We start from the raw sequence: 13962 nt of genomic DNA, 5'->3' as shown, positions 1-13962 counted from the left end.
TGACCAGCCCCCAGCGATTGGTCCGGGTGGAATGTTAGTGCATGGGCGGCTTTGCCGCCAAGCCGGCCGGCTGGTGAAGCGGAGCGGAGCCTGACGGCCAGCCTGGCGGAATGATGACCTCCGGCGCCGGTGGTCGGTAGCCGAGACGGCTGTGCGGTCGGATCGTGTTGTAGTGACGGCGCCATTGTTCGATGACCACCTGCGCCTCCTTCAGCGTGTAGAAGATTTCCCCGTCGAGCAGCTCGTCCCGGAACCGGGCATTGAAGCTCTCGATAAAGCCGTTCTCCCAGGGTGACCCCGGCTCGATGAACGCCGTTCTGGCGCCCACCGCTGATATCCAGCGCCGCACGGCCTCGGCGACGAACTCGGGGCCATTGTCGGAGCGAACGAAGGCCGGTGGACCGCGGAGAATGAACAGGTCCGTCAGGACGTCGATCACATCGACCGACGAGAGCTTCCGGCGAACCCGGATCGCCAGGCTCTCGCGCGTGAACTCGTCCAGCACGTTCAAGGTCCGGAAGGTCCGGCCATCATGTGTCCGGTGGTGGACGAAGTCATAGGACCAGACATGGTTGGGCCGTTCTGCCCGCAGCCGCATGCAGGATCCGTCGCCCAGCCACAGCCGCCGCCTCTTCGGCTGCCGGGCCGGTACCTTCAACCCCTCGCGCCGCCAGAGGCGCTCGACCCGCTTGTCGTTGATCTGCCAGCCGGCCTCCCGAAGCAAGGCCGCGATCCGGCGATAGCCGTATCGGCCATACTGACGGGCCAGCTCGATCATGTCCGCCACCAGCCGGGCCTCGTCATCACGTCCACGCGGGAGATGGCGCTGCGTGGAGCGGTGCTGGCCGAGAACCCGGCAGGCCCGGCGCTCCGATATCCGGAGACGCCGGCGGACATGATCGATGCAACGTCGGCGACGCGAGGGGCTCAGAAGTTTCCCTTCGCAGCTTCACTCAGAATCTGCTTGTCCAGGGTCAGGTCGGAGACCGCCCGGCGCAGCCGCTCGTTCTCCTTCTCGAGCTCCTTCAGACGCCGCAGCTGATCGCCGCTCATGCCGCCATATTCCCTGCGCCATCGGTAGAAGGTGACTTCGCTGATACCCAGCTGCCGGATCGCATCCGCCATCGACATGCCCTGGCTGTGCAGGACGTCCGCCTGGCGGAGCTTGCCCACGATCTCCTCAGGCTTGTGACGCTTCCTTGCCATCTTTGATCCTCCTTGTTCCAAAACATCAGGATGGACCAATTCAATGGGGGAGGCTCAATATCCGAGATATATAACGTCGATCCAATAGTAACTGGAACAGAAATTTCAATGAACTAGAGCGTGTTATTCGCCGGATAGGTCCGCGGGACCCAAGTAAGTGATGTCGATTCGGCTGACATCTTCTGCACTTGGGCGCGCACCAGTCCAGCCCGCCCGGGATTGAGTGCGGCCTGGACGGTGTCGAGCGGCGTATCATCGGTTGGGGGTACATCGACCGCAGCAAGATCGGGCGTGTGCTGCAGCCGGCGTATCTCGCGCCGGACATCGCCGAGGCCATCCTCGATGGCCGTCAGCCCTCCGAGCTCACGGCGCATTGGCTGAAGCGGATGGCCGGCCTGCCGCTTGACTGGGCGGAGCAGCGGAAGGCACTGGGTTTCGCCTGATCAAGCGCACAGCGGCGGCGTCCGCGTCGCCGGCCATCTCGGCATGGAGCAGGACGATGCAACGGTCGTCCTGCTGGCGCAGGACCTGGAGGCCGAGATCACAGCCGGGCGTCCTTTCGAGCCAGTCGGCCGGGTTGGCTTCGACCTCGCCGTGATCTCGGCAAGTCCGTCAGGCAGACCAGGAACTGGATCGCCACGGCCCCGGATGATCCACGAGAACCCCTGGGGCTTTCCGCAGGTAGATGATCCGGTCGTGTTGGCCGAAGAGAACCGCGAGGCTCTCGCGGTGTTGCTCGACATAGCGTCGGGCCGCGGCCTCGCGGCTGATCTCGAAGGCGTCGGCGATCTCGAGCACGCGCGCCAGGTCCGGGGTGCGGTGGAGGTACCGCCTGAGACGCCTCACCGGCGCCAGCAGCTTGATTGCGAACTGGTTGGCTTCGACATCCTGTCGAAGATGATGATCGGCGGATTCGATGGGTTCCGGCTTGATCCGGGCGCTCATGTCGGAGCGGGAACACCGGAGCCGTCCTGGCGCACCATCCGCTGGTGCGCCATCAGGAGGTGGCCTGGCTCATGGGCCAGCGTGCAACGCTGGCGGCGTGATGGCGAGTTGCCATTGACCGCGATCACGCCTTCCGGGCGTTCCGGCGTGGTGACGAGAATGCCCTCTACCTTGTTCAGGGGCGCCTCGCGGATCTTGGTGATGTCGAGCCGGCGGGCGATGTCTCGGACCGGAACGGGCCCGATCGTCTCGCCCAACTGGTCATGGATCGCGGCCGCGATCCGCTCAGGGTCCAGGCCGGCATCGTCGAGCTCCATCCTGCAGAGCCCGGACAGCCCACGGGAAAGTGACGTGTCTTCAGGCCCCGGCGTCACCGGCCTTTGCCTTCCGGCGCTTGAGGAACGACTGGGTCATGTCGTCGATCACGTCGCGGTCCGGCGGGTCGAGCTCGGAGGCCTGGCGGAACATGCGCGCGAGCTCGGGGTCATTGTCCGAAGCTTTGATATCCTCGCCGGCGAGGAAGGCGACCGTCACCCGAAAATGATCGGCGAGACGGCGGACCAGGGCCATCGACGGGTTCGTGGCCTCGCCCGTTCAAGTTGCCAGATGTGGGCGTTCGAGACGCCGGCGGCCTGCGCCACGTTGTTCTTGACACCGATTGAGGCGAAGTCCGGGCTAGTCGGCAGGACCGCGGGCCTGCCGCGCAAAGTGCATCAGCGCGTCTGCATATTCTGGTCGGTGGATATCGTCGTGGTGGCGCATCAGTTCGGCGGCGTCTTCAGGGCGATTTTCGCATATCGCATCCGCGATCCGTTTGTGCTCAAGGATCGAGCGGGCGGTCTGGCCGCCCTGGTTTATTGCAAAGGTCCGAAAGGGCGCCGCGCGCATTCTCGTATTCAACGCTATGTCAGCCAGGAACCGGTTCTGGGCACCTTCGAATATCTTTCCATGAAAGCTTAGATTGTGATCGGCATATGCCTCGACGTCGAGACCGGCTTCGACGTCTAAAGCCTCTTGTACGATACGAGCCAGTTCCTTTCGCTGTGTCGGGGTCATCCGTCTTGCCGCCAGACGAGCACAGACCGATTCCACTTCCTGTAACGTTTCTGAAGCTTCCAGCAACAGTGCTAGGTCCATATTTGCCACAAAGGTTCCCCGGTGGCGTTGGCTCTCGAGCAGCCCCGCTGAAGTCAGGCGTGCAAACGCCTCGCGGATGGGCGTGCGTGACACGCCGAACTTCTCGGCAAGCGTTCGTTCGTCGAGCCGTTCGCCTGGCTGAAGCCGGCCGGAGATGATCTCTCGCTCAATCGCCCTTATCAGCGCGCTCCGCCTGTCTTCGGCGTTGCCGACAGCCTTTCGAACGTGCGCGCTCTTGCTCCTGGCAGGCGTCCGGCGTCCGCCGTGCTGGTCCATTAGCTCTTTTCCTTCCGACTTCGACGGCAGCCGTTGCACACGAGCCGCAGATGAACCGCATGCCAAACCCGATCTGTTTTCGCAACCCGCCATGCGCCTGATCGTGATGGGTTTCGTTTGTCCTGAAATCCCCGGAGAACCGCACTTGAACCCGGCACTCGAATGACGCAACGGAAACATCTGGCATATGGCATCATATTTGGTATACAATATTTCGGATATGGTATTCTATGACATTGCGGCTTCGTGTGGCGCGATGTCGGCAAGGACAACGATCAGGCGAGCGACGGACCAGAAACAGCCAGATAACGTGACCACTCCGGGGAGGGAGCCATGGATCATTCTCAGAAACTGCGGGGCCACAGAGGCAGGCAGATGACGCCCGCACCGATACAGATGAACCATCGATAAGGGTTCGGTCCCATGGAGAGCGTCGAACGCCTTGTCACATGGCTGAACCGGGTCGGGTTCTGGATCGCCATGTTCTGCCTCGTCACACTAACCGTGATCGTGTTCTACGAGGTCTTCTGCAGGTATTTCCTGCGCGCGCCCACGGACTGGGTCGTCGAAGTCAGTGGTTATCTGCTGGTGGTCATGACCTTTCTCGGGGCTGGCTATCTCGTGTTCGAGAACGGGCACGTCCGTCTCGATCTCCTGAACGCCATGGTCAGTCCACGCGTTGCCGCCGGCCTGGACCTGTTTGCCCATCTGTTCATCTCGCTGTTCGCTGCGGTGATGGTGGTTCAGGGGTACGACATGGTTGCGCAGGCCTACCGGTTCGGCTGGCTTTCGACGTCTCTACTCGAGACGCCTCTTTATATCCCCCAGGCTGCCTTGCCCATCGGATCAGCACTGCTGCTCCTACAAGCTCTAGCGGCAGCTGTGCGCGACGTCTTTCGCATGGCGCGGAGTTGAAAGCCTTGTCGGAGGGGGCACGCAAATGACTGAACCACTTCTGGCGGGCGCTGCGATTCTCGCAATACTGCTCCTGCTCATCTTCCTGAGCGTACCGATCGCCTTCTCGCTCGTGGGGGCAAGTCTGATCGGTCTCCTGCTGTTCGCCGATCTGAGCGTGCTGATGGCGATGCCGAACATCGCCTGGTCCGCGACGAACGTCTTCGTACTCACAGCCGCCCCGCTCTTCATCCTGATGAGCGAAGTCATCGTCTTTACGGGGATCGGTAAGGACCTTTTCGACGCGATCCAGAAATGGTTCGGCCGCCTTCCCGGCGGGCTTGCAGTCACGACGGTCGTCGCCTGCGCCATATTCGGTGCGGTCAGCGGCACCGGCGTCGGCGTCGCAGCCGTCGTCGGCGGCGTGGCCATTCCGGAAATGCTCCGTCGCAGAGGGGTCTATAACGAAAAGCTGGCAACGGGAACCGTCGCGTCCTCCAGCGCCCTCGGCATGGTCATCCCGCCGAGCCTCCCCCTCATCATCTACGGTGTCGTGACCGAAACCGCGATTGCGGATCTCTTCATCGCGGGGATCGTTCCCGGTTTGCTGATCACGATCCTGTTCAGCCTCTGGATCGTGTCGAGCAGCTGGATGCGGATGCGGCGCGAACCGGAGGTCGCGGCTCTCCAGGACGAGATTCCGCGGGCGAGCTGGCGTGAGCGCATCCTGGCGCTTCGCCAGATGCTGCCTGTGATCCTGCTGGTCGTTCTCGTGATCGGCAGCATCTATGCCGGGATTGCGACGCCCACCGAGGCCGCCGGTGTCGGCGCCGTCGGCGCGTTCGTCCTCGCCGCCTTCTATCGCCGTCTCACCTGGGCCAACGCGTGGAGCGCGATCCGGAATGCCACCAAAACCACGGTGATGCTGATGTTCATCGTGATCGGCGCCATGCTCTTCGGCTACGTACTGAGCATGCTCCAGGTGCCGCAGTCGGTCAGCCAGTGGGTGCTTGACATGGAAATGTCGCGCTGGTGGGTGTTCCTGGCGATCATGCTGGCCTTCCTGCTTCTGGGAATGTTCCTCGATGTCGGGTCGGTCATTCTGGTCAGTGTGCCCGTGATCTTCCCGACCGTCCTGGCCCTCGGTTTCGATCCGGTCTGGTTCGGCATCGTCATGATGGTGAACCTGTGTCTTGCCGTCGTCACCCCGCCGGTCGGGCTCTGCATCTATGTCGTCAAGAACGTCGTCCCGCACGTCAGCGTGTCGACGATCGTGCGGGGCAGTGCGCCGTTCCTGCTGCTCTACCTCGCAGTCATCGCCATCCTGTGCGCGTATCCGGAAATGCTGCGCATGCTCTATTAGGCGCGGGCCAAGCGGCCGCGCCTGAGAACCACCCATTTTCAGGGTGCAACATGACCCAGGGGAGGAGACCCAATGAAACGACTATTACAGATGACGGTCGCAGCGGGCGTGATCGCCCTCGGTGCGACGGCGGCGGTGAAAGCCGAAACCGTCCTGAAGCTCGGCCATTACTATTCCGTGGAGGATTTCCGCGGCAAGACGGCCCAGAAGTTCGCCGATCTCGTCAAGGAGAAGACGAACGGTGAAGTCACGGTCCAGGTGTTCCCAAACGAGTCTCTGGTGAAGGGCCGAGAGGGCTTTCAGTCGGTCGCGCAGGGCGTCATCGACATGTACCATACGAGCAATGTCTACTTTGCCGGGCAAGTTCCGCTGGTGAACATCTTCGCCTTGCCGTTCCCGCCGGCCGGGTTCGACGATGAGGCGCTCTACGCGTTCAATGCAGATCCAAGGGTGAAGAAGATCTTCGCTGAACGGATGGCTGACGCCAATGTCATGAACCTTGGCACCGTCAACAGCACGGGTGACGCACACATGTACTTCCGGACGCCGGTTCGGAACCTGGAGGACATGGAGGGCAAGATGGTTCGTGTCGGCGGCGGCTATGCCGACCGGGCCATGCAGCTCATCGGCGCTTCGGTCGCTTCGCTCAGCGCGGCAGAGCAGTTCCTTGCGCTGCAGACAGGCACGGTCGATGGCATCGGGACCACGCATTCGTCCTATGTGCGCTTCCGCCTCGACGAGGTGGCTCCCTATCACCTGGAAGTGTCGTTCCTGCGCATTCCGTACTGGATCATCATGAACAAGCGCAAATGGGACAGCCTGAGCAGCGAGGTCCAGGCCCAGATCAACGAGGCGATCGACGGCACACAGGCATGGTCGAAGGAACACTTCGATGCCGAGCAGGAGAAGCTTCTCACTCAGGTTCGCAACAAGGCCAAGGAAAATATCGTCATATCGCCCGAAGAACAGGCGCGATGGGAGGCCCGAATGGAGCCCCTGCAGGCATTGTTCATCGAAGATAACGGCGCGGCGGCGAAGGAGCTGCTGGAAATTATGGCCGAGTATTCGAAGAAGTAGCGTGAAGCAGGAAGGCGGCCGGAAGCAACCGGCCGCCTTTTTTGCGTCCATTCAACTGAGAAACTCCTATGCATCTTGAACTTGAAGGCCGGCGCGCGGTCGTTACCGGCGCCAGCCGCGGCATCGGTCGCGCGATCGCCAAGTCGTTGGCCGAGGAGCGGTGCAACCTTGCACTGGCGGCACGCTCGGAAGAGCCGCTGAGGAACCTGGCCGACGAACTGAACAACTGCTTCGGCATCAGTGTGACGACCCATAGAGGGGATCTCGGCCAGCGGGCCGACCAGGATCGGCTGGTTCGGGAGACAGGCCCCGTGGACTTCGTCGTCAACAATGCCGGCGCGATCCCTCAGGGCGAGCTGGAAGACGTGGACGACGAAACCTGGCGCAAAGCATGGGACCTCAAGGTCTACGGCATCATCAACCTGTCCCGACAATACTATACTTTGATGAAGCAGCGCCGGAGCGGCGTGATCCTGAACATCCTCGGAATGGCGGGGGTCCGCCTGAACGCCAGGTACATCGCCGGCAGCACGGGCACGGCTGGCCTGATCGCATTCACGCGCGCCCTTGGCAGTCGTTCGCCGGATTTCGGCATACGGGTTCTCGGTATCAATCCCGGCCTGACCGACACGGACCGGGTGCAGGAACTGCTGCGTCATCGCAGTCTGGAACGCTTCGGTTCGGCGGACCGCGGTGACGAGGTCGTCGCGGACCTCAACCTGCCGTTCGGCCGCATGGCCCGTTCCCGTGAGATCGGCGAGATGGCCGCATTTCTGCTTTCGCCCCGGGCGGCCTATGTAAGCGGTGATGTCGTCACGGTTGACGGCGGTTTCACCCACCGGACCTTCTTCTGACGGCTTCCGCCGGCCCCGACGGATCGCGGAAAGCGATGAGGGTCAGTTCCCTGCGATCGCGTCGCGCAGAAGGTTCTTCTGCACCTTGCCCATCGTGTTGCGGGGCAGGTTGTCGACGAAGACGATCCGCTTCGGAAGCTTGTAGCGGGCAAGCGACGACCTGAGTTCGCTGACGAGAGCTTCGGCAACTGGCGGCTGGGCCGGATCGTCGGCAACGACGACCGCGACAACCGCTTCGCCGAAATCGCTGTCCGGTACACCGATCACTGCACTCTCCCGGATGCCGGGAAGTGCGTCCAGGCACACCTCCACCTCCTTGGGATAGACGTTATAGCCGCCGGTGATGATCAGGTCCTTGGCGCGGCCGACCAGCCAGACATAGGCTTCCGGATCAATGCGGGCGAGATCGCCGGTGATGAAGAAGCCGTCCTGGCGAAAATCTTCCGCGGTCCTCTCCGGCATGTTCCAGTAGCCTCGGAATACATTCGGACCGCGAACCTCGAGGACACCGACCTTGCCAGTGCCGAGGGCGCGCCCGGCGTCGTCAGCGACGCGCACCTCTACGCCGGGCAGTGCGGGCCCAATGGACCCCGCCTTGCGCTCGCCATGCAGCGGATTGGAGGTGTTCATACCGGTCTCGGTCATGCCGTAGCGCTCGAGGATCGCCCGGCCCGTGCATTCCCTGAATGCGTGGAAAGTGTTCTCCAACAACGGGGCGGAACCGCTGACAAAGAGGCGCATGTGCGCCGTGGCGGCGGCGTCGAAACGCGGATCGTCGAGCAACCTCGTGTAGAATGTCGGCACGCCCATCATCGTCGTCGCTTCGGGAAGCGCCTGTAGCACGACGTCTACCTCGAACTTCGGCAGAAAGATCAACCCGGCCCCGGCAAGCAGCGTCGTGTTGATGGCGACGAACAGACCATGCGCATGGAAGATCGGCAGTGCGTGGAGCAGCACATCGCGGCCGGTGATTTCCCAGGCCACGCACAAAGCCTCTGCATTGGCGCCGAGATTGCGATGGGTCAGCATCGCACCTTTCGGTCGCCCTGTGGTGCCGGACGTGTAGAGGATGGCCGCAATATGGTCCGGACCGCACGGTTCTATGGAGAGCGATGCGGGCGCTGTAGCAGCCGCCTCGGGGAGAGAGCCGCTGCCATCCATGCCGAGCGTCTCGACCCGGTCGACGCCGCATCCGCGGGCCAGTGCGGTCAGGTCGGAGCGTCGGGCGGGATCGGCAATGAAAAGTCGTGGAGCCGCATCAGTCAGAAAATGCCTTAGCTCGGCTTCGGTGTAGCCGGTATTGAGCGGCACGAAGGCAGCACCCGCCGACAGGGTGGCCAGGTAGAGCGAGATCGCCTCGGGCGACTTCTCCACCTGGACCATGACCCGGTCGCCGGACTGCACACCGTGTGCGTCCAGCGCGGCGCGATACGCGGCTACGTCATTCCACAGGTCGCGATAGGAAAGGCGCTTCCCCGACGGGGTTCGAAGGAAAATCGCGTCGTGCGATCGTTCACTGGTCGCGATGAATTTTCCTACGAGATTGCTGTCGATCATCTGTTTTCGTGCTTCTTCATCAACATATCGAATGGCGCGAGCGACGGTTGCGGCCGCAACAGTGGTTCGACTCCGGTCGACCGTCGCCATGACCTCCCACAAGGGACATTCAATGTTTCGCGCCGCGGGGCTCCGGAGGAGGCCCGTTGGCCATGGTGCGACCGAGCATTCTCCGGTTCTTCCAACGGCCCCGATGGGTTGCAAAATGGTATACATCAAGACTCTATCCGTATACAATAATTCCGACTGCTGGACGCGCCGCGCGTCCCCTATGGCAGATCCGGATGTTTTCACGGAGCTTTGGCGATGCAATTTCGAGCCGCTTCGGAGGCCTTGAAGAACCTCACGGTGCTGGATCTTACCCAGGCCCGCGCCGGTCCTACGGCGGCGCGCCAGTTTGCCGACTGGGGCGCCGACGTCATAAAGATCGAGGCGCCGGGCGCTGACACCATGGGATTTCCCCGCCATGGCTCGGACTTCCAGAACCTTCATCGGAACAAGCGTGGCATTACGCTGAACCTCAAGCACCCCAAGGGCCTCGAGGTGTTCAAACGCCTGGTGTCCCGGGCGGATGTCCTGTTGGAGAACTACCGTCCGGACGTGAAATTCCGGCTCGGGATCGACTATGAGAGCCTTCGATCCGTCAATCCACGCCTGATCTATGCCAGCATCTCCGGCTACGGCCAGGATGGGCCTGATCGGAACCGGCCGGGACTGGATCCGATCACCCAGGGCGCCGGGGGCCTGATGTGGGTGACCGGTCTGCCGGGCCAGGGACCGGTGAGGGCCGGCACGGCGATTTCCGATCTCAGTGCCGGCGTGTTCTGCGCGATGGGCGTCCTCGTGGCATTGCTGGAACGGGAACGTTCGGGCGAAGGCCAATGGGTTCAGACATCGCTGCTGGAGTCCCTGATCTCGATGATGGATTTTCAGGCCGCGCGTTGGCTGATGGAGCGTGAGGTGCCGGGCCAGGCTGGCAACGACCACCCGACGGCGACGCCGGCTGGCGCCTACGAGACGGCAGACAAGATGATGCTGATCGCAGCGGTCGGCGGGCGGATGTGGCAGCGATTCTGCGAGACCATCGGCGCGCCAGAATTGCTGGACAAGCCGGAATACGCGACGGCCGAGGATCGCACGAAGAACCGTACCGCGCTCAACCGGGCGATTGCCGAGAGGCTCAAGACCCGGACCAGTGCCGAATGGATCCGGGATCTGACAGAGGCCGGCGTGCCCTGCGGCCCGATCTACAAGATGGACGAGGTCTTTGCCGATCCGCAGGTGGAACATCTGGGGATGGCAGCGCCAGTGGTGCACCCGACGCTGGGAGAGATAAATATCGTTCGGCAGGCCGTGGCAATGAGCCGGACACCAAGCATCGTGGTCAAGGCCGCGCCTGAACTCGGGGAGGATCAGGAAGACGTGCTTGGCCAATTCGGATTGGACGCCGCCGAGATCGACGATCTTCGGCGGAACGGCGTGATTTAGGTCGACAGGCACCACTAGGGGAGACTGATGGATGAATACGACAAGTGAGGTTGCTGTTGGCAGGGTCGACGGTGTTGTCGAGGGCGGAATTGGCTGGATCGTTTTCGACAATCAGCGGCGCCACAACGCGATGTCGATGGCGATGTGGGAGCAGTTGTCCGAAGTCCTCGACAAACATGTGGCCGATCCCGAGGTTCGAGTCATCGTCCTCAAGGGCGCGGGAGATAAGGCATTCGTTTCGGGAGCTGACATATCGGAGTTCGAGAAGCGCAGGTCGACGCCCGAGCAGTCCGATGCTTATTCCGACGCCGGGACGCGTGCATACACGGCGCTGGCGGATTGCCCCAAACCCACGGTCGCAATGATCCACGGTTATTGTCTCGGCGGCGGACTGGCTATTGCCGTCAATTGCGATATCCGAATCGCCGCGGAAGGATCGACCTATTCGATCCCTGCGGCGAAGCTTGGAATTGGCTATATGGTCGCCGGTGTCGAACGCTTGCTGAATCTTGTGGGCCCAGCCTGGACCAAGGAGATTTTTTTCAGCGCCCGGCGCTTCGAGGCCGCAGAGGCGCTCAATATGGGTCTGGTCAACCGCGTCGTCCCCCTTGAAAACCTCGCTGATGATGTTCTGACGACCGCCAAGCAGATCGCATCGAACGCGCCTCTCACTATCGCCGCTGCCAAAATGGCCGTTGATGAGTTGCTCAAGGATTCGGCCAACCGCAACCTCGGCGCCTGCGAGAGAGCCATTGCTGCGTGCATGCAGAGCTCGGATTTCGTCGAGGGCAGGCGCGCCTTCATGGAAAAGCGGCCGCCTCGTTTCACAGGCGCCTGACAGCAGTCAGTTTGGGGCGCGTGTAACGGGGCTTCAGGCGGCGGCAGCGCCGAAGTCCCGGACGATGCCCAGAGCAGGCCTGCGATCGCGCGTCTTTGTGGCATAGACTTCCAGCAGCGCTGTCAGAGCAAATTCCGAGCGGGTGCGATAGGTTGGCCGGATGGGCAACCCCTTCTGTTATTTCAACAGCTCTCCGGCGGTCATCCGGACCGCGGTCCTGCTCTACATCCGGTTCCCGTTTTCGCTGCGCCAGATCGAAGACCTGCTGCACGAACGAGGTATCGACATCAGTCACGAGACCGTACGGTTCTGGTGGAACCGGTTCGGCCGATCTTCGCCGCCGAGCTTCGGAAGCAACAGCAGCGGACGGCTCGCCAGCACATCCAGTGGCGATGACACCTTGATGAAGTCTTCGTCCGCATCGACGGCGAGTGGCGCTACCTCTGGCGGTCCGTCGATCACGAGGGTGAGGTGCTGGCAGTCTATGTCACAAAGACGCGGGATCGCAGGGCCGCGGTGGCTTTCCTGAAAACGAGTACCCAAGCAGTTCGGCTCGCCACGCACTATCGTGACCGACCGCCTTCGTTCCTACCGAGCGGCGCTCTCGGAACTCGGCATCAAAAGCCGCCAGGACACCACGCGATGGCAAAACAACCGAGCCGAGAACTCCCATCAGCCGTTCCGACGACGGGAGCGATCCATGCAGCGATTCCGGAGCCCCGCCACGCTGCAGAAGTCCGTCTCCGTCCATGCCGCCATCTACAATCACTCACATGGGGAATGGTTGGTCAAGGCACGGTTCAGTTTGCTTCGTGCATAGCACTCCTTCCAGGCTGTTGGGATCCAGGTCCGAGCCCTTTCCAATGACTCGGCCCGTTTCCGGACCGATCAAACTCACATCCGGTCGCCGGTCGAGCCGGCTGCACCAATATCCCGCTTTCTGCGGTGGAGGCTCAGGAGGACGGAGCCACTCTTCAACACGGCTATTTCAGCCAAATGATTGTTCGGTCCGTCCACCTGGATCCGGCAAGGCTGATCAGGCCCTGCGGAACAGGATCAGAGGGTAAAGCGGCTTGCTAGGTTGCGCTCATGATCGCGCCCTCTGGAACAACGCCCGTAGTCACAAACTTCCACAGCGCGACGAGCAGCTTGCGCGCCAGAGCCACGATCATGACGCGTCTGTTGCGGCCGCCGACGGCCTTGGCTCGCTCGTGAAACCACAACGTCAAGGCGGACTTCGGCTGGTGCCTCAGCCATAGCCAACTGAGCTGGATCATTGTTGTACGAAGTCGCGCGTTTCCGGCCTTCGAGACGCCCTGCTCCCGGGCAATGGTTCCGCTCTGCCAGGGCGTTGGAGCCAGCCCGGCGTAAGAGGCGAGTTGCCTTCGGTTGGCGAAGTGCCGGAAGAGCCCTTCGGACCACAGGACCATGGCGAATTCCGGACCGATGCCCCTCAACGCCTGGAGGACCGCCGGCGGTGACTGCGATACCTTGGCCTGTGCTGCGAGAAGCGCATCACGCTGCGTCTCCACCATCCTGATCTGTTCCAGAATGAGCTCCAGTCGGTCTAGTTCCCGGCTGAGACGCTGCTTCAGGCAGGCCGGGAGCGGACGTCTATCGCCAGTTCCAAGTGCCTCCAGGCGTTGACGCCGGTCCTGCCGAACCGGCTCGTAGTCCCTGATGCCCTGCGCGAAGAGCAGCCCCTTGATGCGGTTGACGTGCTCGACCCGTTCGGCGATCAGGGACCGGCGCTCACGGCTAATCTGCCGACGGTCCTCTGCCTCTGGCGTGGGCGCCTTCACTATGGCGCAGACCCGCGGCTCGCCGCGTTTGTAGGCGAGCAAGGCTCTGACGAGAGCCTCGCCGTCGATCCCATCCGTCTTGGCACGTCGCCGACGGCGCGAAGTGGCTATGGAAGCCGGGTCCACGACATGGCTCTCGATGCCGGCGTTCCGAAGAGTGCGATGGATCCAGAACCCGTCCAGGCCAGCCTCATGGATCACGATCAGGCGGTACGATTGTCCGGTACGCGCCATGCTCTTCGCCTGCAGCTGGGAGAATCTCGCGAGTAGGCCTGCGATATCCCCGCTCCGTACCTGGTGTCTGGACATCTTCTCCCCGCCGCCGGGCGACAACGACGTGATCAGCCAGGTTGATCGGCTGAGTTCCAGCGACACGAAAACTGCACTCAGATCAGTGCGGACCGCAGCCCGCTCTTCGGAAAGGTGTTCGATCGATGACATGGTTGCCCCCTACAGAGTCATGTTGCGACACCACTCTGAAGGGGTGGGTCGCGACCTACCCCATGGGATCTTCAACCTCGATCG

The 13962-nt window shown here is 62.3% G+C and carries 14 protein-coding genes and 1 pseudogene; 8 read left to right on the top strand and 7 right to left on the bottom strand.

Annotation, left to right across the window (positions count from 1 at the left end; translation table 11 throughout):
- Positions 1-34: 34 nt before the first annotated feature.
- Positions 35-1206 (bottom strand): IS3 family transposase gene (locus tag CWC60_RS16750; RefSeq protein WP_109792214.1). Its coding sequence is split into 2 segments (ribosomal slippage): positions 35-942 and positions 942-1206, totalling 1173 coding nucleotides; the frame shifts between segments, so codons are not numbered across the junction.
- A 188-nt stretch (positions 1207-1394) separates the two neighbouring features.
- Here CWC60_RS16750 and CWC60_RS16745 point away from each other — a divergent pair.
- A complete protein-coding gene (locus CWC60_RS16745) occupies positions 1395-1649 on the top strand; it encodes a hypothetical protein (protein WP_109795075.1) in 255 nt (84 codons plus the stop codon).
- A 169-nt stretch (positions 1650-1818) separates the two neighbouring features.
- On the opposite strand, the gene CWC60_RS16740 is transcribed toward CWC60_RS16745, so the two are convergent.
- The 4 genes from CWC60_RS16740 to CWC60_RS16725 all read right to left on the bottom strand — a co-directional run bounded on the left by CWC60_RS16740 (position 1819) and on the right by CWC60_RS16725 (position 3564).
- Complete coding sequence (locus tag CWC60_RS16740) at positions 1819-2151, bottom strand: ImmA/IrrE family metallo-endopeptidase (RefSeq protein ID WP_109795074.1); 333 nt, start codon at positions 2149-2151, stop codon at positions 1819-1821.
- The gene (locus CWC60_RS16735; protein ID WP_109795073.1) at positions 2148-2468 is read right to left on the bottom strand and encodes an ImmA/IrrE family metallo-endopeptidase; all 321 of its coding nucleotides are present in this window, start codon (positions 2466-2468) and stop codon (positions 2148-2150) included. Before CWC60_RS16735 ends, CWC60_RS16740 begins: the two co-directional genes overlap by 4 nt.
- Before the next feature lie 40 nt (positions 2469-2508).
- Positions 2509-2721 carry a hypothetical protein gene (locus CWC60_RS16730; RefSeq protein ID WP_206419984.1) on the bottom strand — a complete coding sequence of 71 codons (213 nt, stop codon included), beginning with the start codon at positions 2719-2721 and terminating at the stop codon, positions 2509-2511.
- Positions 2722-2826: 105 nt separating this feature from the next.
- Positions 2827-3564 carry a GntR family transcriptional regulator gene (locus tag CWC60_RS16725; RefSeq protein ID WP_164516606.1) on the bottom strand — a complete coding sequence of 246 codons (738 nt, stop codon included), beginning with the start codon at positions 3562-3564 and terminating at the stop codon, positions 2827-2829.
- Positions 3565-3987: 423 nt separating this feature from the next.
- Between CWC60_RS16725 and CWC60_RS16720 the strand changes: the two genes are divergently transcribed.
- From CWC60_RS16720 to CWC60_RS16705, 4 genes are all read left to right on the top strand, one after another.
- Positions 3988-4479 (top strand): TRAP transporter small permease subunit, encoded by a 492-nt coding sequence (locus CWC60_RS16720; RefSeq protein ID WP_109795071.1) that lies wholly within the window; start codon positions 3988-3990, stop codon positions 4477-4479.
- A gap of 25 nt (positions 4480-4504) precedes the next feature.
- Complete coding sequence (locus CWC60_RS16715) at positions 4505-5821, top strand: TRAP transporter large permease (protein WP_109795070.1); 1317 nt, start codon at positions 4505-4507, stop codon at positions 5819-5821.
- A gap of 90 nt (positions 5822-5911) precedes the next feature.
- Complete coding sequence (locus CWC60_RS16710; RefSeq protein WP_164516605.1) at positions 5912-6898, top strand: TRAP transporter substrate-binding protein; 987 nt, start codon at positions 5912-5914, stop codon at positions 6896-6898.
- Positions 6899-6966: 68 nt separating this feature from the next.
- The gene (locus tag CWC60_RS16705) at positions 6967-7752 is read left to right on the top strand and encodes a short-chain dehydrogenase/reductase (protein WP_109795068.1); all 786 of its coding nucleotides are present in this window, start codon (positions 6967-6969) and stop codon (positions 7750-7752) included.
- Positions 7753-7794: 42 nt separating this feature from the next.
- On the opposite strand, the gene CWC60_RS16700 is transcribed toward CWC60_RS16705, so the two are convergent.
- Positions 7795-9399: an AMP-binding protein gene (locus tag CWC60_RS16700; RefSeq protein ID WP_206419983.1), complete on the bottom strand. Its 1605-nt coding sequence runs from the start codon at positions 9397-9399 to the stop codon at positions 7795-7797.
- Between the two features lie 216 nt (positions 9400-9615).
- Here CWC60_RS16700 and CWC60_RS16695 point away from each other — a divergent pair, with 216 nt between their 5' ends.
- The 3 genes and pseudogenes from CWC60_RS16695 to CWC60_RS16685 form a co-directional block, all read left to right on the top strand.
- The gene (locus CWC60_RS16695; RefSeq protein WP_109795066.1) at positions 9616-10797 is read left to right on the top strand and encodes a CaiB/BaiF CoA transferase family protein; all 1182 of its coding nucleotides are present in this window, start codon (positions 9616-9618) and stop codon (positions 10795-10797) included.
- Between the two features lie 31 nt (positions 10798-10828).
- Positions 10829-11635 (top strand): enoyl-CoA hydratase, encoded by an 807-nt coding sequence (locus CWC60_RS16690; RefSeq protein ID WP_109795065.1) that lies wholly within the window; start codon positions 10829-10831, stop codon positions 11633-11635.
- Between the two features lie 160 nt (positions 11636-11795).
- Positions 11796-12404 (top strand): annotated as a pseudogene (locus CWC60_RS16685) (IS6 family transposase); the annotation flags it as partial.
- A gap of 307 nt (positions 12405-12711) precedes the next feature.
- Here CWC60_RS16685 and CWC60_RS16680 read toward each other — a convergent pair.
- Entirely contained in the window at positions 12712-13869 is a 1158-nt protein-coding gene (locus tag CWC60_RS16680; protein WP_420891142.1) for an IS110 family RNA-guided transposase, read from the bottom strand.
- Between the last annotated feature and the right edge of the window lie 93 nt (positions 13870-13962).

The sequence above is a fragment of the Minwuia thermotolerans genome (assembly GCF_002924445.1).
GTDB lineage: Bacteria > Pseudomonadota > Alphaproteobacteria > Minwuiales > Minwuiaceae > Minwuia > Minwuia thermotolerans.
This window is presented reverse-complemented; position numbering and strand designations above follow the sequence as displayed.

What these genes read in the sequence shown, in the direction of transcription:
- CWC60_RS16740 (WP_109795074.1), bottom strand. Translation starts at nt 2,151, where the DNA reads ATGAGCGCCCGGATCAAGCCGGAACCCATCGAATCCGCCGATCATCAT.
- CWC60_RS16735 (WP_109795073.1), bottom strand. Translation starts at nt 2,468, where the DNA reads ATGGAGCTCGACGATGCCGGCCTGGACCCTGAGCGGATCGCGGCCGCG.
- CWC60_RS16730 (WP_206419984.1), bottom strand. Translation starts at nt 2,721, where the DNA reads ATGGCCCTGGTCCGCCGTCTCGCCGATCATTTTCGGGTGACGGTCGCC.
- CWC60_RS16725 (WP_164516606.1), bottom strand. Translation starts at nt 3,564, where the DNA reads ATGGACCAGCACGGCGGACGCCGGACGCCTGCCAGGAGCAAGAGCGCG.
- CWC60_RS16720 (WP_109795071.1), top strand. Translation starts at nt 3,988, where the DNA reads ATGGAGAGCGTCGAACGCCTTGTCACATGGCTGAACCGGGTCGGGTTC.
- CWC60_RS16715 (WP_109795070.1), top strand. Translation starts at nt 4,505, where the DNA reads ATGACTGAACCACTTCTGGCGGGCGCTGCGATTCTCGCAATACTGCTC.
- CWC60_RS16710 (WP_164516605.1), top strand. Translation starts at nt 5,912, where the DNA reads ATGACGGTCGCAGCGGGCGTGATCGCCCTCGGTGCGACGGCGGCGGTG.
- CWC60_RS16705 (WP_109795068.1), top strand. Translation starts at nt 6,967, where the DNA reads ATGCATCTTGAACTTGAAGGCCGGCGCGCGGTCGTTACCGGCGCCAGC.
- CWC60_RS16700 (WP_206419983.1), bottom strand. Translation starts at nt 9,399, where the DNA reads ATGGCGACGGTCGACCGGAGTCGAACCACTGTTGCGGCCGCAACCGTC.
- CWC60_RS16695 (WP_109795066.1), top strand. Translation starts at nt 9,616, where the DNA reads ATGCAATTTCGAGCCGCTTCGGAGGCCTTGAAGAACCTCACGGTGCTG.
- CWC60_RS16690 (WP_109795065.1), top strand. Translation starts at nt 10,829, where the DNA reads ATGAATACGACAAGTGAGGTTGCTGTTGGCAGGGTCGACGGTGTTGTC.